Source organism: Oceanobacillus picturae (assembly GCF_000612865.1).
Lineage (GTDB): Bacteria > Bacillota > Bacilli > Bacillales > Amphibacillaceae > Oceanobacillus_B > Oceanobacillus_B jordanicus.
This window is the reverse complement of the sequence record NZ_CCAX010000001.1, coordinates 1,007,229-1,025,230: the sequence shown is the minus strand read 5'-3', so window position 1 is coordinate 1,025,230 and position 18,002 is coordinate 1,007,229. Positions and strand designations below refer to the sequence as shown.

Genomic DNA, 18,002 nt, shown 5'->3' with positions numbered 1-18,002 from the left:
AGTGTTATTTATGATTGGATTGGCAGCTTGTAGTAATAAGGAAGGCGATTCGGATAAAATGGAGGAGAAGGAAGAGACAATGACAGAAGCCATACCTGCAGGAGATTTTCCAAAGCAATTTCTTTCAGGTAATTATGAGCGGATCTATAACCAATTTAGTGAGTCTTTCAAAAATGAAGTTTCATTGGAGGAGTTTATAGGAATCGGAGAGCAGTTTAATGATGGAGTGGAAAGTTACGCTTTAATTTCCGAAATGAGTCTACCAGAAGTGGTGGAATATCAATGGATTAGCGAAAAAGACAAAAAGGGAATCAGGGCTTATTTCAGTGAAGACCTAACAATTGAGGGGTTGCAAGTATTAAACATTACAGCAAACTTAGAAAGTGATGAAGTATATACAAAGAACACCTACCACATGCCAATAAACGAACCATGGTTTACCTTTTGGGGTGGTACAAACGAGCTCATTAATTACCATTATGCACATGAGCCACAGCGCTATGCCTATGACCTCCTGATGAAAGAGGGGGATAGTACCTTTGAAGGTGATTCTACGACAAATGAAAGCTACTTTGCATTTGGAAAGGATGTTGTAGCACCTTTAGAAGGTGTGGTAGTTTCAGTGGAAAATGGGATAGCAGAGAATACTCCTGGTGTTGACACAAATACTGATCAGCCTGCCGGGAACCATGTAATCATCAAACACGATAATAATGAATATAGTATACTAGGACATTTCAAGAAAGATAGTGTTGTAGTCAAAGAAGGACAGGAAGTAAAGGCCGGAGAATTGCTTGGTTTAGCCGGGAACTCTGGAAATTCAAGTGAGCCACATATTCATTTCCATGTTGCTGACAGTGCTGAATGGGAAAATGCTACCTCGCTTCGCATTAAGTTCAATGTTGAGGAGCCTATTCGTGGGGAAGTGGTTGAAGGATTTTAAGTTAATAGCTTTATTATAACCTTCCATTCGGGAGGTTTTTTGTGCTTAACGGTCTCCGCTGTGAAACATTATGAAACTTTTTTCTAGCTAATTCGTATTACATCATAACGAGAGGGGGCGGAGAACGTGAAAAAAATAAGTATACTCCTCACCATACTAGCGATCTTGTTCATTTTTCCTATCGAGGCACTGGCCGTTGAATACTCCATAGAAAAAACACGAATTGATGCGTATTTACAGGAGAATGGAGAAGTTCATGTCACTGAGACGCATACCTATGCGTTCGAAGGAGAGTTTAATGGCATTACCCGGTCACTCATTCCAAAGAAGGAAACTGCCATTGTCGATGTCTCTGCTAAAGAGGGAGATCAAGCATTAGATGTGGAGCAGCAAGTCAATGAATATCGTGTTTATCGCAGTGGCTCGGATGAGACCATCACGGTTGATTTATCCTATACAATTGAAAACGGAATTGAAAAATATACGGACGTTGCACGGTTTGACTGGCCGTTTTTCGATCAAAGCAACGAATCCGATTACAATCAGATGGATGTATATGTTCATCCACCTAAACCGACAGAGGGAGTCATTGCTTATGGTGAGGATGAAGCTGCAGGCTCAGAGAGCATAGAGGAGGAAGGTGTCGTCCACTTTAACATGGGACATGTTGATAGTGGTGAAAATGGCGACATTCGAACAGCCTTTGATGCTTCCCTCTTTCCAAACGCGACTTTAACAGAGGATACAGCAATACGAGGAGAAATTCTTGCTAAAAAAGAAGAACTAGATGAGAAGCAGGCTGCTTATGAAGCAAGAAAAGACTTCTTCACTACCATTTCTCCTTTTATTATTGGTGCTTTTGCCATTTATTTGTTAATACTAATTATTTATACAGTTCGAAAAAGAAATGCTGTCCAGCAAGAGGTTGAACGCCGTTTTGGTACTGCATATTTTGTTCCAAAAGAAGAAATGAGCCTCCCAGCTACTATTGCGTACATGAATGCACGCTTGGTAAATGAAAAGACACTGACAGCTGCATTACTAGATCTTGTTCGTAAAGGCTATGTGAAACATGATGATGAGGAACACTTTATTGTTATGGAACGCAATACCGATCACAAACATGAATCCCTATTATTGAGTTGGTTATTTGATAAGATTGGAAGAAATGGAGAATTTACTCTTAAGCATTTAAAGGTATATACGAAAGACAAGAAAAATCATAAAGCATATCGTGATGATTTCCATAAGTGGAAGCAAGCTGTTTTGGAAGACATAAAAGGAAATAAATTAAAATCTAATGAGGGGAAATTACGTATTGTAGTTGGTATCTCTTCGCTTTTATTGTTACCGTTAATTATTTTATTCGGTATATATGGATTATTCCTTAGCTTGGCTATTATGATTGTCTTTTTTGGGACTTTCTTCAGTTTTGCTTGCCTTTACTCACCACGCGCGGTGAAAGGGGAACGAATCTATAAACAATGGAAAAGCTTTCAGGCAAAGTACCCTTCTTTAAAAGAGCAAGAATGGGAAGAATTACAAGATGATGAACAAAAGCGTGCCTTTATCTATAGCCTCGGTACAAATAATAAACATGTTAATAAAGCAAGTGACAAGATGATGAAGGCGACACCCCAATTCAACAGTGGCACTCAAACTGATTTTGTCATGTTTATGGTAATCGCCGCAGCAATTAATCACGATTTTAAAGAAGCACATACAACTGCAGCAGCTGCATATTCCTCTAGTGGTGGAACACCAGGTGGAGGAGTTGGCGGTGGCGGCGGGGGATCCGGCGCGTTCTAACAGGTCATAATTTGTGACCTGTTTTTTAAAGGAGCGACCCGGCTAAAAATTTTTGTAACTTAAATTATCATCAGATATATTTAGTTAATAGAGGCAGATGCTATTATAGCCATTCTAACTGCTAAAGAGTAATCCAGTTCAACTATTAAAAGGAGAGGTTACGATGGAAGTTTTCATAATGATTTTGTTTGCTTTTTTGGTTATGATGGCAATTAGTTCGTTTTTAAACATCATGCTTAAAACTACAAAGAAAAAGGATTGGCTAATTTCCTTTCTTTTGAGTGCATTTTTGTCCATTGTCCTAGTAATGTTTTTAGGTAGTTAGGGGGAACAACACAATGCTATTATCTACGGTTATTCTAGGGTGGATAGGGATTGGTGTATTTGTCACCATCCTTCTTACATTCATGAAGCTAATGAAAAACAAGGAACAAGGATTGCTCCACGTGGTAATGGGATTTATGTATGCTATGTGGCTACCACTGCCATTCGCGCTATATTTTGAGCAAGAGCAAGAACTTCTTTTAACTGGAAGTATTTTTGGGTTCGTTTATTTACTTATGCTTGTTATCACAATGGGCTTTCAAGCGGGCCATATCGTACATATTGTAAAACAGGAACAAAGTGAAATATGGGAAGAGCGGGCAACATGGATGCTTGATACTTTTTCGAGTTCTTATGAAAATTTAGCGGGTGTCTTTAAAAGTGTGTGGTCTATATTTCTCGCTATATCTTTTTGGTTAAATGGAGAAACATGGATAGCCATATTAATGAGTTTGTTCAGTCTTATGATCATTTATTATGTGAATAACCTGGTCAACCAAAGCACAATAAAGCGAATCAAATTCTTGGAAAAGTTGAAGCCAAATCCGTTCATTTACAACATAGAGGCATTGCTATTTTTCTTAACGCTTATGATCTATATTACAATGCAATTATTAGAATAACTCGCATTCGCTTGTCTTTTAGCAAATGTATATGTTTTTCTTATACTTTAGACTTCAAAATTTTAACTACGTCGTTATTGATTCCTAGTTAAAATTTTATGCTTTCCAAACGTATAAAAAGAGCGCCTGTATTGAATCAGGCGCTCTTCGCGTTTTCACTAAAATGCTTTTGTAGTCCAGTCTTCGCAATTCCAGATTTCTGTTACAATGTCTTCATAAAAATCTGGCTCGTGGGAGATAAGTAAAACACTTCCCTTAAACTCTTTAAGCGCACGTTTTAACTCTGCTTTAGCATCTTTATCAAGGTGATTGGTTGGCTCATCGAGTACGAGCAAATTGGATTCCTGATTTAACAGTTTGCAAAGGCGCACCTTCGCTTTTTCTCCCCCGCTTAATACCTGTACTTTGCTTTCAATGTGTTTGGTAGTAAGGCCACATCGAGCTAGAGCAGCCCGCACTTCGTATTGATTCATATGAGGGAATTCATCCCAAATTTCCTCGATGCACGTCTTTTTACTAACCTCTTTCATTTCCTGTTCAAAGTAACCAATGTGCAGATGCTCACCTAGCTCCACGCTACCAGAAAGGGCGGGGATTTCACCAAGAATACTCCGCAGCAAGGTTGTTTTTCCAATTCCGTTTGCTCCTGATAGGGCAAGCTTTTGTCCGCGTTCCATTGTTAAATTAAGTGGACGGGACAAAGGCTCTTCATAGCCAATCACGAGATCACTTGTTTCGAACAAATATCTACCTGGAGTACGTGCCACTTTAAATTCAAATTGAGGCTTGGGCTTCTCGGCATCTAGCTCAATTACTTCCATCTTATCAAGCTTTTTCTGACGGGACATTGCCATTTTACTCGTTGCTGCATTTGCTTTGTTTCGTGCAACAAAGTCTTTCAAATTGGCAATTTCTTTTTGCTGTTTTTTATAAGCAGCTGTCTGCTGTTGCTTCTTCATTTCATACACACGTAAGAATTCATCATAGTCACCAGGATATCGGGTGAGCTGTTGATTTTCCATGTGATAAATAAGATTGACGACACTGTTCATAAAAGGGATATCATGTGACACAAGGATAAAAGCATGTTCATATGCCAATAGGTATTCCTTTAACCAGACAATATGCTCTACGTCTAGATAGTTTGTCGGTTCATCCAAAAGCAAAATATCGGGTTTTTCAAGAAGCAATTTAGCAAGTAGCACCTTTGTACGTTGTCCGCCGCTTAGATCATGAACATCTCGCTCCAAACCGAAGTCATCAAGTCCTAACCCATTGGCTACCTCATCGACTTTTGCATCAATAATATAAAAATCGTTGTTGGTTAAAGCGTCTTGTATACGACCAGTTTCCTCAAGAATTTCCTCGAGTTCTTCTGGCTCCACTTCTCCCATTTTGGCATACAGTTCATTCATTTCTGTTTCCATATCGTATAGATATTGAAATGCCGTCCGCAGCGCATCACGTATGGTCATGCCTTTTTTAAGCACAGCATGCTGGTCTAGATAACCAACTCGTACGTGTTTAGCCCAGCTTACCTTTCCTGCGTCGGGCTCTAATTTTCCTGTGATAATGTTCATAAAAGTAGACTTTCCTTCTCCATTTGCACCTAGAAGTCCAATATGCTCCCCTTGCAACAAACGAAAAGAAACGTCTTCAAATATCGCACGGTCACCAAACCCGTGGCTTAAGTTATTCACTGATAATAAACTCATGTAAAAACACCTTTTCTTTCTAAAGATTCCATTTCCCATTATAGCGGTCCTGAAGGAAAAAGGATAGGGAGCAAGGAAAAAATAAACAGATTCTTATTGGTTTAAGCAAGCAACCTGTGTGGTAAAAAAGTAGTATGCAGTAATGTGATCGAAATATTGGAGGTAGCATAACATGGAGAACAATAGTGTAAAAAAGAAAAAAACACATTTAATAGACTATCGAATATTTGCACCAGCCTTATTAATTGTTATTGCGATTTGTATTCCGTTAGTCATTTATGAACAGAGATCACTAGAAGTGCTGAATAGCATTTTTAATAGTATTGTAAATAATTTCCGTTGGGGATATCTATGGTACGCTATTATCTTAGTAGCAGCAGGGTTATTCTTTTCTTTTTCAAAGTATGGAAAGGTAGTACTCGGCGATCCAATGGAAAAACCCAGGTTTACTTTATTTGAATATGCATCCATTTTGATAGCGATGGGATTAGGTTCAACGATTATGCGCACAGGTATGGTAGAGTGGGCAAATGTTGCAATAGATCCACCATTTGGGGTGGAAGCAGAATCTACAGAAGCGCTACTATGGGGAAACACATACGCCATGTTTCTTTGGAGCTTCCAAACGTTCGCTGTCTTTGTAATGGCAGCCCCAGCAATGGCGTATATTTTGCACGTTAGGAGAAAGCCGCTATTCCGGATTTCCGAGGCATGTCGTGTTCTTTTCGGCGACAAATTTACAGATGGTTTCGGGGGAAAAGTGCTTGATGTTATTTTTCTAGTCAGCATTCTTGCCGGGGCAGCCGTTACATTAGGACTAGGTGCGCCAATTATTACGAATAATCTGTCTGAATTACTTAACATAGAGGTTACCTTTACACTTACATTAATTGTTACGGTTATATGGGTATTGTTGTTCTCTCTTAGTGCTTACTTAGGAATAGAGCGTGGTATTAAACGTCTAAGTACGTTGAACATGTATTTGGCCGGTGGATTCGCGTTATTTGTTATGATTCTCGGTCCTGGAATATTTATTCTAAACTTCTTCACAGAAACAATGGGGTCCCTTATATCCAATTACGTTGACTTATCAACCTATACAAACTCGTTGAATATGGAAAGTACTACTCGGGTGGAGAGTAATACAGTTTTCTGGTTTGCTTACAATTTAACATGGGCGATGCTACACAGTGTGTTTGCCGCAAAAATCTCACGAGGGCGAACGATTAAAGAAATGATCTTAACATACTTGTTGGCACCAACTTTAATTTCCTGGATAGCGACAGGTATATTAGGTGGACTAGGAATTCAACGTTTTCTAACAGGCGATGTAGATGTACTCAATATCGTAAGTGATAAAGGTGAAATGGCAGTTATACCGGAAATCCTATCTTCACTGCCACTAGAAAACGTAGCATTGGTTATCTTTATCGTAATTGCAACCATATTCTTAACGACAACGTTAGATTCAACTACGTATACGATTGCCGCTTATACTGGCACACAAAATATGAGTAAGTCAGAACCGCCAAGAACCTTACGCATTATTGTTGCAGCAATCATTACAGCGTTAGCGCTTGTTCTTATGCGTGTAGGAGGTCTTCCCCCACTAGAAGTGGTTTCGGGGCTGATGGGACTTCCGATCATCGTCCTTCAGTTATTGACCATCTTTGCGGCGAAGAAAATGATTGATGAAGATAAAGCATTTATACACAATGTGCGGAAGAAGGACGAACCACAAGATAAGAAGAGATATAGTAAGGTAGATAAATAAGCGAAAGGGCTGGGACATCACTTCCCAGCCCATTTTTTTTGCGTGAATGCATTTTTTCTAGGTTAGAAATAACATTTTCTTATATCACAAATTTAGGGGAGTGTTAAAATGTATGTAGTGTCGCTTTTTGTTCTGCAATACAAAGAAGAGAATAGGATACTTTTAAGATTATAAATTCTGGAACACAGTGAAAATATGAAACAAGGAATATAATATCCAATATATTCAAATTTATGATGGAAGGAAAGTGCAATTTATTGAAAAATGCATGGATTGTTTCTTTTATCCGTATTCCCTTGCTTATTAGCGTGTTGTTGGTTCTCTTTGTCTTGTTTAAGCTATTTGGACTAGAACTTCCTTTTCCATTTCTTCCTGACCTTTCAACCATTTATTTTACTGTTGTAAATGTGCTATGTTACTTCTTTTTAAAGCGAGTGTTAAATAAAGAGGGACGCTCGTTTAATGAATTAATTGGTTTTCGTAGGGAGCTATTAGGAAAGGATATCTTGTTCGGTTTCTTATGGCTGTTTGTTTTATACATACCATTCGTGATTGCAGTTATAGCAACCATGTTTTTGTTATATGGGGTGGACTTTGTTGACCATTTTCAAACTGTATTTGCAGGTGATATAGAGGGGGCTGCGTTTTCACGACCAAGATGGTTGATGTGGTCTGCAGCTGTTGTCTCGCTTATCTTTCCTTTTCTTAATGCCCCGATTGAGGAGTTAATGTACCGTGGTTATGCACAAACGGTGTTTAGAAAATATTATAGTAAACTTTGGGTAGCTATTTTAATTCCATCCACCGGTTTTGCATTGCAACATATTATGTTAGCTGCAAGTGTACAAGGAGCTTTTATCTATGCGGTTGCCTTTTTCGTGTGGGGTGCCGGTAGTGGATTTATTTATTATAAACAAAAGAGATTGTTTCCCCTTATTGTTTGCCATTTCATTGTTAACATAGCATTCAGCGTATTCCCTATTATATTTCTCGTATTTAATATCTATTAGACAATGTCTGGAGCAGCAATTTCGGTGAAACAGAACTTTTCCCGTGGGAGAATATTTAGCAATTCGGTACACTTGCTATTAGTTTGAAACGGAATAATGGAGTGCTTTGGAGTAAGCATTAAATGAAAACTTTGAGATTCATGCAGATGCCTCTAAACCAACTGACGGTAACATTACATTATATAAAGCCAGTTTACAAAACAGTGAACCGATCTTATTAGATCCTAAAACCAATTGTTAAAATATTCTGGGGGGGTGTAAATGAATGAAGTTTAAAACAAGTGATGGGTTAGCGTTGTATTATGATATTAGTGGAAAGGGTGCTCCTTGTCTATTTCTGCATGGGGGGCCGGGATACTGGAGTAAATCGTTTCAACACTTTGCAGGGGATTTGTTAGAAGAAAATTTGCATATGATCTACTTGGATCAGCGGGGATGTGGTAGATCTGAGCACAGTCCTATACAAGACTATTCCTTAGAAAGAGTAGTTGAGGATATAGAAGCGTTACGCATTCATTTGGGGATCGAAGAATGGTGGATCATAGGTCACTCCTTTGGTGGGCTTCTTGCAGTAAATTATGCTAGCAAATTTCCCAACAGGATGAAAGGGATTATCTTATCAAATGTAACCCTACATATGTTAGCTTCTTTTAAGCATCAGATTATAAGAGGAGCTTCATTATTAAAAAGAGATGTACCAGAAATAGATACATTGAGTTTAGAATCATTTATAAAAACCTATTATGAAATACTCACTAGTTTGTTAGAAAATGAGGTTTATTTTTCGTTCCAATATTCCGATTTAGAAATGAAGAAGGAAGTAGACTTAGTTGACCAAGATGGATTGAAAAGTGATCCGATTTTCCAGCAATTTGTGTTTACATCAAAAGATTATTTTCGAGATTTTTCGTTGATAACGAGTGCTATTACTAATCCAGTACTAATTATAGCTGGCGAAAACGATCACGCAGTGGGTCCAACTCATCATCAATTATTTCAATTTAAAAATAAGCAAGTCAGTATAATAAAAGGCAGCCATCATCCTTATATAGAAAATCAAGAGGAATTCAAAGAAACCATCCTTAATTTTGTGTGCAGATAGTTTTGTAGACATTATCTGGAATTAACTTCAAAGCATACAGGGAGGAACAGCATGAAATTACATATGTACATAAAAAAAGTTCTGATTGCTACATTTCTATTAATCTTTGTAGTAGGTTGTGGAACAATCGAAAACATGGGAACAAACGGAACATCAGAAACTGAAAAGCCTATAGAGGAAGACGGGAACGAAAAGGAAGCCGAGCAACAGGAAAAAGAGATTGAGAGCGAAAACCATAATAAAGAGACGGGCACTCAAGAAGAGACTTTGGAAGGGGCGAAAGTGAGCAGAGTGGTAGATGGCGACACGGTCAAAGTGATCTATAATGGAAAGGAAGAAACGGTACGCTTGCTGTTAGTAGATACACCAGAGACAAAGCACCCATCCAAGCCAGTCCAGCCTTTAGGACCTGAAGCGAGCAGTTTTGCGAAAGAGAGGCTGGAAGGGAAACAGATAGAGCTTGAGTTTGACGGGCCTGCTAGGGATAAATATGACCGACTCCTTGCTTATATTTGGGTAGATGGTGAGATGTTTAACCAAACACTACTAGAACATGGGCTGGCCCGTCTTGCATATGTATATGCCCCGCCCTATGTACATTTTGAGGCATACATGAAAGCGCAGAATAGAGCAAAGGACAACGAGCTTGGTATATGGAGCAGAGAAGGATATGTGACAGAGGAAGGGTTTTATTACCAAAATGAGGAAGAGAAATCTGTAAACAATAGAGACAAGGAGCCCGAGGCTTCAAATAAAGTAAGTTACGACCCGAACGGCCCTGACAGGGATTGTGGAGATTTTGATACCCAGCAGGAAGCACAAAAATTTTTTGAGGCAGCTGGCGGACCAGAGAAAGATTCACATCGCTTAGATGGAAATGATGACGACGGATTGGTTTGCGAAAGTCTGCCATAGGGTAACATACATATTGGTGTACACTTAAAATATGTAGAGTTTGTGAAGTTGTTAACAAACAATGGTAAATAGTGGTATACTATAATTATAAATAACATGAAGGAGTGATTAGATGTCTGAGATTGTATTTGTTTCACCTAGTAAGTATATCCAAGGAAAAAACGCATTAGAAAAAATAGGAAAGCATGTTAAAGAAACTGCAAGCAAAAAACCTTTAATCCTCTCTGATGAAACGGTATGGGGAATTACAGGAGAAGCGATTGAAAAAAGTTTTAAAGAAGAAGATTTGGCCTATCATTATGTAGAATTTAATGGAGAAGCATCTTGGAATGAAATAAACAGAATTACAGATGAAGGAAAGAGTGAATCAGTAGACGCAGTAATCGGAGTCGGTGGTGGTAAAACACTTGATACTGCAAAAGCGATTGCTGATCAATTGGATACAGGCGTTATTATTGTTCCGACAACAGCTTCTACCGATGCACCAACAAGTGCTTTGTCGGTAATTTATTCGGACAAAGGGGTATTTGAATCTTATAATTTTTATAAGAAGAATCCAGATCTTGTGCTGGTAGATACAAAAGTAGTTGCTGGTGCGCCGCCAAGATTATTTGCTTCAGGTATTGCGGATGCGATGGCAACCTGGGTGGAAGCAAGAGCCGCTATTAAAAGTAACAGTGATACCATGGCTGGTGGTAAAACAAGCATTGCTGCCAAAGCTATTGCAGAGAAATGTGAAGAGACACTTTTTGCATATGGACAAGCAGCCTATAAAGCAGTAAAAGAAGGTCTTGTAACCCAGCATGTGGAAGCTATTGTAGAGGCAAATACATTACTGTCTGGTCTAGGATTTGAAAGTGGTGGATTAGCTGGAGCACATTCCATTCACAACGGTTTTACCGTATTAGAGGGAGATATTCATCATCTAACACATGGCGAGAAAGTTGCATATGGAACCCTTGCGCATCTTGTCCTAGAATTACACCCAGAAGTAGAGATTCGAAAGTATATTGATTTTTATCAATCACTTGGGCTTCCGACAACGTTAAAAGATTTGCATCTGGAAAATGCATCCTATGAAGATCTAGTTAAAGTTGGCGAAGCAGCAACAAGTGAAGCAGATACAATGGGCAATCTTTCTCCTGCAATTACTGCAGAAGATGTAGCAGATGCCCTTCTGGCAGTAGACCAATTAAGTAAGTCATAAAAATGAATAAAAACAGATCAGGGGGTGAGTTCCTTGATCTGTTTTTATTTGGTTATGAATGATGATAACCTGATTCAGATGCCATTGCTTGTGATTTCGTTTCGTGAATAGTGCCAAATGGGTGCTCTGGAGGAGCATAGATGGAATACAATTTCAGTGGTTTGTTGCCGGTGTTTGTAATGTTATGCCAAAATCCTGCTGGAATAAAGATAGCATCATCATCAGACACACGGCGTTTGAACGACAGGTTATCTTTCTTTTTGCCCATTTCGGTTAAACCACGCCCTTGTTCAATGCGCAAAAATTGATCTACATCTCGATGTAGCTCTAGTCCAATGTCCTCTCCAACTGGAATGCTCATTAACGTAACTTGCAGATGGTCTCCGCTCCATAAGGCAGTACGGAAAGTATTGTTCTGCTTGGTTGCTCTTTCGATATTGGTTACAAAAGGTTGGTGGCCATAATCTTTTAATGTAATTCTCGGAAGTTCACTTTGTGGCCAGTTATTTTCATAGTAACCAGGATAATGACGAACAGCTGGATAATAAGTGTACTCAGGTGGGAAAGCATTATAGTGTGTAGCCATAACATGTGGATGGGGATAAGGGTAATAATACATATACTTCAATCCTTTCACATTTTGCTCTTATAGTATGTAAGGGATTGGGTAAATGTCATTGAAAATTGTGTAGAAGTAATTTCTATACTTAGCTTGATTATAAAGTAGTATGAGCGTTAATCTTTCCTTCTGCTACGTAATAAGGGAAAATGGAACGAAAAAGGAGTTTAACTGATGCGGTTAGGTGTGTTAGATCAGATGGCACAGCCAAAAGGAATGAGTGCAGAAGAAATGGCTGTGTGTACAATAGATTTGGCTAGATATGTAGAAGATTTGGGCTATGAGCGATATTGGTTTGCGGAACATCACGGAACAAAAGGTCTTGTTTCTAGTTCTCCAGAAATCATGATGGCTGCCCTTGCAGGACAAACGAAGAAAATAGCTGTAGGAAGTGGTGGTATTTTGCTGCCGCAATACAGTGCGTATAAGGTTGCAGCTCAGCTACTACAGCTCCAAGCTCTTTACCCTGGAAGAATTGAAGCTGGCGTAGGGCGTTCACCTGGGGGAAACGAAACCATTCGGTCGTTATTGGCTGACGGGAAGCCGAACCAAATGGCTGAATATCCAGAAAAACTACAAAATCTCCTGCATTTTATACAGGGAGAAGGAAAAGTTAGAGCAGCTCCACGCACGGAAGTGGCTCCTAGCTTATTTAGTCTCGGATTAGGAGAGAATAGTGCAGAATTTGCAGCTGAATTAGGGATAGGCTATGTTTTCGGTCACTTTATAAAACCGGAGAGGGGAGAAGCGAGTCATCAACGATACCGTGAAAGGTTTAAACCTGGTCTCTTCCCATCCTCTGTAAGCAGAACAGCGGTCTTTGTAGTATGTGGGGAAAACGATGCACATGCTGAGGAGTTAGCGCGGAGCCAGGATCTCTGGCTCCTGCAGGTAGAAAAGGGGTTGGATAGTCGTGTTCCTAGTGTGCAGGAAGCTAAGGAAAAACAATTAAGTGTGTCAGAGGAAGAGAAAATACAGTTTAATAGACGCCGAATGATTATTGGTGGTCCAGAAAAAGTTAAATCAGAGATCCTTCGTTTATCAAAAATTTATAAGTGTGAGGACTGGTTAATTTTAACCAACCTCTATGATTTTAAAGAAAAAGAGCGGTCGTATCAAAGGATTAAGAAATTGTTCTCTTAAGGATTAAAACAGGAAGGAACATGGGGGTATAGCCATGTTCCTTTTTACAAAAGCTTCGAATTGCCATTATTGGTCTGCAATAGGAGACTGGAAAAATCTCCTTCTGGAGGGTAATAGAATTGCACCAAGTAAGACAACCGACAACACGAACATAAGGAATACGCCCAGGCAGACAGTCAACCGAATTGAAAGGAATAATGTGGCTACACCCATGAATCCAGTTGTAACAATTATCAAGATTGCTTCCAGCAAATTATAGAAGCTTCCAATCCGTCCCATTATTTCAGATGGGACGTGATGCTGGTAGAAAGTAAGGAAACCAGTGTTAGCAAAAGAGATGAAAAAGGCAAGAATAAAGAAGCCTATCCCGGCTATTAGGAAGTTAGTGGAGAAGGCATACACAATATATCCAATTGTAACAAATACAGCCCCACCTCCTATTAAAAGGGAGGTTTTTAGTTTTTGTACAATTAGTGTATTAATACTAGCTCCTATTATAATGCCAGCCCCAGCAATCGTAACCAGAAATCCGTATTCACTATCTGATAAGAAGAGGACTTGTTTAGTAAAGGCAGCCTCCAGTGAATCCACTGCACTTGCCAAAACCATCATAACTGAGCTGAATAGAAAGTAAATGACAAAAATATATCGATTCGTAAGGCTGAAGGTTAAGACTGCTTGCCAATCTTTTCTTAAAACCCCTATAGTATTGGCATTCTCTTGCTCTGAAACGATCTTTCCTTTCTCTAGATCGGGAAGTAGCCATGTAATTAATCCTGCGATAATTAAAGCAAAACCATTGATGTAGATAGCCAATATTGGTGATCCAATAAAAAACAGAATGCCGGCAACAGCAGGGCCAACTAAAAAAGCTCCTGATGTAACAAAGCTGTGAATAGAATTGAATTGTTTACGTTTTTTAGGTGGAATTAATTTTGTCATGTAGGCCATAGAAGCTGGTTCAAACATCGAAGCCGCCATATTTACGATTAATGATGTCACATAGATAAGCGGAAGAGATGTTGCAAATAAGGGAAGAAAGCCAATGACCATTCCTCTAAATAGATCTAGTCCCATCAATAATCTCCGTTTGTTCATTCGATCGATGAGGCTGCCAGCCCAGAAATTCGTGAGCAGGACAGCCATTGGTTTTATTAAATAGAGGCCGGTTACGGCTAAAGCAGAGCCTGTCATATTTAAGACAATAAGATTCAGTGAAATGAAATAAACCCATTCTCCAATGTTTGAAATGCCAACCTTGAACAAAAATAGAGTGGGATACTTCCTATTAGACTTTTCCTTCATTCTTCCTCTACTCCTTTCAATTAAAAAATGCAAAACAAAAAAATCTCACCCCCAAGACGTAATGTCTTAGGGACGAGATTTTAAAATTCTAAATCGTGGTGCCACCCCAGTTTGCTAATATGTCACCATATTAACCTCTTCAAGTACGACAAAGATTACTTTGCTTATACTTTAGCTCTGTAACAGGAGCGCCTGTCACGCTATCATGTATCAATCCAGCGTGCTACTCGGAGTCTTGTTTCAATGAGTAAATACACACTCCTTTTCAGCGCCCGGAGCTCTCTGTTGTGCATTGACCTCATTTACTTTTCTCGTCATCGTCTTTTTAGATAATTTTAAATAGTTTAGCATGGGACGGAATGAAGCGCAATCCTAAATTTCATCTTAATTATTTATCTAACAATCATCACACCACACCATAGTGCATTGATGCATTGTAGTCCATAACCAACCATCCTCATTCTTCTTGTGATATGGTAAACTGATAATAGTTAAAGGATCTATTTGCAGGACAATTATAACGAGAAGGGAACATTAGTATGTTTGGCAGATTAATATCAATGATTTATCTTAAAGCAATTCGTTTCTTTGTCCATTCTGTTTTGAAGAAAAGAGGCAGGAAGGAAAAGGACTATAAAGAGGTAAACAAGGTTTTGAAATCCTTGCATAAAACGCTTCTAGATAATGAGCAATTGAATGAGGATTTTACCGAAGGGCCAGAGCCTGTTCAGAATAAGAGCTCCAAGGAGTTAATAGCAGCATTTATTGCGGTCCGAGAAAAGAGACAGGAAGAAGATTTTTACATAGAGGTAGGTAGAGCCTGGGTTAAGGATCTTGGCAGCAGAAATCTGAAAGCGTCGTTCATTTGTGTTTTAGGCTTTTTTGCTGTTTGGTTTGGTGGCATGTTACTAAGTGAATACATTAGCGGCGTCCTTGGGATGATATATATCTTGGGAACATTAATTTTTCCTGTAGTTGGTATTTATTATGCATTTAGAGGACAACGTGCTTTAAAATGGGTCCTAGCAGCAGTGAATATTTTCAACCTCTTGACAGCTATGCAAATAATTCACTAATGTGCACACATATATCCTGACATTCCGTAGCTTTTCCTATTGCCAGTAAAAGAGTGTATTTACTCCCATTTCGTGGTATACTATTTACAAATAAACATAATGTATAAAAAACCGCTCCATGCTGGACACATGGAACGGTTCCAATAGACCAACCCCATAAGGGGGCGGTACACTCAGAGAAGTAATCCCTCAGCGCCTGGCTAAAACACATGAGGGGTTATTTTTTTTGGTTCTTGTCAGACATGATAAACGCAATAAGCATCCCAAAGGATATCATTAACGTTAACACCGATTCAATCCCCATTGGCATCACCTCCTTTTTAGGAATCTTCCTAAAAAGAGAAGTGCACCAACTCCCTCATGTGAAGCCAGTCTATTGTCTTCTAACTATATCATAAATGGGGCCGCTTTTGGTCAAGATAATGGCGGTCTGCTAACTAATGCTTGTGTTTTTTTCTACGTAGTTATTAGTTGAAACTATACCTATCTTTAAGGAGCATAAAAAGACAGGAACTCTTGCCTTGTTATTCGTATAATGGAATTAAATATCGAAGCAAGGAGATGAAAAATAATGGGGTCATTTACTGTGGATGTGCTTCAGGTAAGGAATAGTTCTTATCAAATTGGAAGGGATTTAGGGGAGTTTTATCGTAACAGACCAATATTGAATACATATGATTCAATAACAAAATCAGTTATTGACGAGGAAAGTATGAAGTCTGTTTACACCGCATTGGCACCACACTTACTGGAAGAACTGAAGGGAATTGCAGATGGTTTGAATATCTCCTTCAGGAAGGCTGCAGCTATGTTCAGTGGTTATGATGTTCCGAAAACAAAGGAGATGGGATGCTCTGCAATTCTGACAAAAGAATATTATGTGAGAAATTATGATTTTTCATCGGAATTCTATGATAGGCTGTTCACTCTTAGTCAGCCAAAAGAGGCTTTAGCTACAGCGGGATATAATCTTCTTCTATTAGGGAGACACGATGGTGTCAACCAGGAAGGATTAGTGGCGGGATTACATTTTGTTAGCAATCAATCATATACCAAAGGGATTTCAGCCTGGGTAGCGGTCCGTATGGTTTTGGATACTTGTAGCACTGTTGATGAGGCTACTCAATTATTAAAAGAGATACCTCATGCTGCTTGCTACAATATTTCCATCGGTGATCGATTTGGTGATTTTGCTGAAGTGGAGATTAGCCCTGACAGCGTGATGGTAAGACGAGGAGAGAAAATGCTCTCCTGTGTAAATCATTTTCAGGAGCAGACAATGCGAAGAAAAAACAGGGATATCATTACGGGGTCGGTTCAACGGGATGTTTTTTTACATGGATTAGAAGCAGACCTAATGACCCATGAAGCAATGTTTAACCTTTTTAAAGATCCAACTTCACCGCTGTTTTTCATTGATTATCAAAACTTGTTTGGAACCCTACATACCTTCTCCTATTCATATAAAAAAGCGAAAATCCTTACGACTATTGCTAAAAGCGAGGGGGTCTTAGAGATAGATTTGAAAGAGTGGGTCAAGGGTGTGAATTTAGACGTACAGAAAATGAATGGATTTATCGAGGCAGACGAAATTTGAGAAACAAACCCCTCCTACTATGTTAAAATCGAAATAGAACAAACGATCCGTATAGGGTGGCTCCAGATGGTGAAAACCGAACAAGATATTATAAAGCTTGTACAAGGGGACAAAGAAATGATGCGAATACTAAAAATAGCTAAAAAGCTAGATTTGCCGGATTGGTGGATTTGTGCTGGTTTTGTACGTTCCAAAATCTGGGACACATTACACGGTTTTAAGAAGACGACCCTCCCAGACGTAGATGTTATCTTTTTTGATAAAACAAACATAGATGAATTAGAAGAAAAGAGACTTGAAGCGATGTTGCATGAAATGCTTCCTGAAGTTCCCTGGTCGGTAAAAAATGAAGCGAGGATGCATATGGTAAATCATTTTACGCCATACACATCTTCAGAAGACGCTATATCTAAATTTCCAGAAACAGCTACAGCACTTGGGGTGAAGCTAAACCATGAAGGCCAAATTATTTTAACCGCTCCTTGTGGAATTAAAGATGTAGTAGGTTTAAAGGTGAAGCCAACCCCGTATTTTGCCGAAAGTAGCGATCGGACGGTCATTTATAAAGACAGAATTAAAAAGAAAAACTGGCAGTCTATTTGGCATAAGATAGAAGTGCATTCTCATGAAGATTAAGTAGGTTAATTTAGTACATATGCAATGGAAAGACAGGTAGTTTAGGATCTTATTTGTTATAGGTCTCTATAATATCATAGTAGTATTTTTCGTCAGGGTAACATTGATATCCTGACTTTTTTTGTTTCATAAAAATCTCAATTAATAGTGCTGAAGTTCTTTCTTTCATCTAACTTGTACACATGTTTCGCCTTTTTCTTGAAT

General features: G+C 38.9%; 16 protein-coding genes and 1 other annotated feature. Of the genes, 13 read left to right on the top strand and 3 right to left on the bottom strand.

The window, feature by feature from the left end:
* The first annotated feature begins 10 nt into the window (after positions 1 to 10).
* The 4 genes from BN988_RS05130 to BN988_RS05120 all read left to right on the top strand — a co-directional run bounded on the left by BN988_RS05130 (position 11) and on the right by BN988_RS05120 (position 3,699).
* Positions 11 to 943 (top strand): M23 family metallopeptidase, encoded by a 933-nt coding sequence (locus BN988_RS05130; protein ID WP_231495191.1) that lies wholly within the window; start codon positions 11 to 13, stop codon positions 941 to 943.
* Between the two features lie 126 nt (positions 944 to 1,069).
* Positions 1,070 to 2,752, top strand: coding sequence for a DUF2207 domain-containing protein (locus tag BN988_RS05125; RefSeq protein WP_036573773.1), 1,683 nt, complete (start codon positions 1,070 to 1,072; stop codon positions 2,750 to 2,752).
* Between the two features lie 163 nt (positions 2,753 to 2,915).
* Positions 2,916 to 3,077 (top strand): hypothetical protein, encoded by a 162-nt coding sequence (locus BN988_RS19050; RefSeq protein ID WP_187120232.1) that lies wholly within the window; start codon positions 2,916 to 2,918, stop codon positions 3,075 to 3,077.
* 13 nt (positions 3,078 to 3,090) lie between these two features.
* Positions 3,091 to 3,699 carry a hypothetical protein gene (locus BN988_RS05120; protein ID WP_036573770.1) on the top strand — a complete coding sequence of 203 codons (609 nt, stop codon included), beginning with the start codon at positions 3,091 to 3,093 and terminating at the stop codon, positions 3,697 to 3,699.
* Between the two features lie 158 nt (positions 3,700 to 3,857).
* Here the strand turns inward: BN988_RS05120 and BN988_RS05115 are convergent, their stop codons facing one another.
* Positions 3,858 to 5,414 (bottom strand): ABC-F family ATP-binding cassette domain-containing protein, encoded by a 1,557-nt coding sequence (locus tag BN988_RS05115; RefSeq protein WP_036573767.1) that lies wholly within the window; start codon positions 5,412 to 5,414, stop codon positions 3,858 to 3,860.
* A 172-nt stretch (positions 5,415 to 5,586) separates the two neighbouring features.
* Between BN988_RS05115 and BN988_RS05110 the strand changes: the two genes are divergently transcribed.
* From BN988_RS05110 to BN988_RS05090, 5 genes are all read left to right on the top strand, one after another.
* Positions 5,587 to 7,188: a BCCT family transporter gene (locus tag BN988_RS05110; RefSeq protein WP_036573765.1), complete on the top strand. Its 1,602-nt coding sequence runs from the start codon at positions 5,587 to 5,589 to the stop codon at positions 7,186 to 7,188.
* Positions 7,189 to 7,445: 257 nt separating this feature from the next.
* The gene (locus tag BN988_RS05105; protein WP_036573764.1) at positions 7,446 to 8,198 is read left to right on the top strand and encodes a CPBP family intramembrane glutamic endopeptidase; all 753 of its coding nucleotides are present in this window, start codon (positions 7,446 to 7,448) and stop codon (positions 8,196 to 8,198) included.
* A gap of 265 nt (positions 8,199 to 8,463) precedes the next feature.
* Complete coding sequence (locus BN988_RS05100) at positions 8,464 to 9,300, top strand: alpha/beta fold hydrolase (RefSeq protein ID WP_036573762.1); 837 nt, start codon at positions 8,464 to 8,466, stop codon at positions 9,298 to 9,300.
* Positions 9,301 to 9,351: 51 nt separating this feature from the next.
* Positions 9,352 to 10,215, top strand: a complete 864-nt coding sequence (locus tag BN988_RS05095) for a thermonuclease family protein (protein ID WP_051557675.1) — start codon at positions 9,352 to 9,354, stop codon at positions 10,213 to 10,215.
* A 112-nt stretch (positions 10,216 to 10,327) separates the two neighbouring features.
* Entirely contained in the window at positions 10,328 to 11,422 is a 1,095-nt protein-coding gene (locus tag BN988_RS05090; RefSeq protein ID WP_036573759.1) for a glycerol dehydrogenase, read from the top strand.
* 52 nt (positions 11,423 to 11,474) lie between these two features.
* Here BN988_RS05090 and BN988_RS05085 read toward each other — a convergent pair whose 3' ends face one another.
* Entirely contained in the window at positions 11,475 to 12,041 is a 567-nt protein-coding gene (locus BN988_RS05085) for a cupin domain-containing protein (protein ID WP_036573757.1), read from the bottom strand.
* Positions 12,042 to 12,215: 174 nt separating this feature from the next.
* On the opposite strand from BN988_RS05085, the gene BN988_RS05080 reads away from it, so the two are divergent.
* A complete protein-coding gene (locus BN988_RS05080) occupies positions 12,216 to 13,184 on the top strand; it encodes an MsnO8 family LLM class oxidoreductase (RefSeq protein WP_036573755.1) in 969 nt (322 codons plus the stop codon).
* A gap of 66 nt (positions 13,185 to 13,250) precedes the next feature.
* Here the strand turns inward: BN988_RS05080 and BN988_RS05075 are convergent, their stop codons facing one another.
* Positions 13,251 to 14,489, bottom strand: coding sequence for an MFS transporter (locus BN988_RS05075; protein ID WP_036573752.1), 1,239 nt, complete (start codon positions 14,487 to 14,489; stop codon positions 13,251 to 13,253).
* A 65-nt stretch (positions 14,490 to 14,554) separates the two neighbouring features.
* Positions 14,555 to 14,816 (bottom strand) — a binding site (T-box leader).
* A gap of 212 nt (positions 14,817 to 15,028) precedes the next feature.
* Between BN988_RS05075 and BN988_RS05070 the strand changes: the two genes are divergently transcribed.
* From BN988_RS05070 to BN988_RS05060, 3 genes are all read left to right on the top strand, one after another.
* Positions 15,029 to 15,565 carry a hypothetical protein gene (locus tag BN988_RS05070; protein WP_036573749.1) on the top strand — a complete coding sequence of 179 codons (537 nt, stop codon included), beginning with the start codon at positions 15,029 to 15,031 and terminating at the stop codon, positions 15,563 to 15,565.
* Between the two features lie 571 nt (positions 15,566 to 16,136).
* Positions 16,137 to 17,162 (top strand): C45 family autoproteolytic acyltransferase/hydolase, encoded by a 1,026-nt coding sequence (locus BN988_RS05065; protein ID WP_036573747.1) that lies wholly within the window; start codon positions 16,137 to 16,139, stop codon positions 17,160 to 17,162.
* Between the two features lie 66 nt (positions 17,163 to 17,228).
* Positions 17,229 to 17,798: a nucleotidyltransferase family protein gene (locus BN988_RS05060; RefSeq protein ID WP_036573744.1), complete on the top strand. Its 570-nt coding sequence runs from the start codon at positions 17,229 to 17,231 to the stop codon at positions 17,796 to 17,798.
* The last annotated feature ends 204 nt before the right edge of the window (positions 17,799 to 18,002 follow it).

What these genes read in the sequence shown, in the direction of transcription:
- BN988_RS05095 (WP_051557675.1), top strand. Translation starts at nt 9,352, where the DNA reads ATGAAATTACATATGTACATAAAAAAAGTTCTGATTGCTACATTTCTA.
- BN988_RS05130 (WP_231495191.1), top strand. Translation starts at nt 11, where the DNA reads ATGATTGGATTGGCAGCTTGTAGTAATAAGGAAGGCGATTCGGATAAA.
- BN988_RS05120 (WP_036573770.1), top strand. Translation starts at nt 3,091, where the DNA reads ATGCTATTATCTACGGTTATTCTAGGGTGGATAGGGATTGGTGTATTT.
- BN988_RS05110 (WP_036573765.1), top strand. Translation starts at nt 5,587, where the DNA reads ATGGAGAACAATAGTGTAAAAAAGAAAAAAACACATTTAATAGACTAT.
- BN988_RS05070 (WP_036573749.1), top strand. Translation starts at nt 15,029, where the DNA reads ATGTTTGGCAGATTAATATCAATGATTTATCTTAAAGCAATTCGTTTC.
- BN988_RS19050 (WP_187120232.1), top strand. Translation starts at nt 2,916, where the DNA reads ATGGAAGTTTTCATAATGATTTTGTTTGCTTTTTTGGTTATGATGGCA.
- BN988_RS05115 (WP_036573767.1), bottom strand. Translation starts at nt 5,414, where the DNA reads ATGAGTTTATTATCAGTGAATAACTTAAGCCACGGGTTTGGTGACCGT.
- BN988_RS05060 (WP_036573744.1), top strand. Translation starts at nt 17,229, where the DNA reads ATGGTGAAAACCGAACAAGATATTATAAAGCTTGTACAAGGGGACAAA.
- BN988_RS05100 (WP_036573762.1), top strand. Translation starts at nt 8,464, where the DNA reads ATGAAGTTTAAAACAAGTGATGGGTTAGCGTTGTATTATGATATTAGT.
- BN988_RS05090 (WP_036573759.1), top strand. Translation starts at nt 10,328, where the DNA reads ATGTCTGAGATTGTATTTGTTTCACCTAGTAAGTATATCCAAGGAAAA.
- BN988_RS05065 (WP_036573747.1), top strand. Translation starts at nt 16,137, where the DNA reads ATGGGGTCATTTACTGTGGATGTGCTTCAGGTAAGGAATAGTTCTTAT.
- BN988_RS05085 (WP_036573757.1), bottom strand. Translation starts at nt 12,041, where the DNA reads ATGTATTATTACCCTTATCCCCATCCACATGTTATGGCTACACACTAT.
- BN988_RS05075 (WP_036573752.1), bottom strand. Translation starts at nt 14,489, where the DNA reads ATGAAGGAAAAGTCTAATAGGAAGTATCCCACTCTATTTTTGTTCAAG.
- BN988_RS05080 (WP_036573755.1), top strand. Translation starts at nt 12,216, where the DNA reads ATGCGGTTAGGTGTGTTAGATCAGATGGCACAGCCAAAAGGAATGAGT.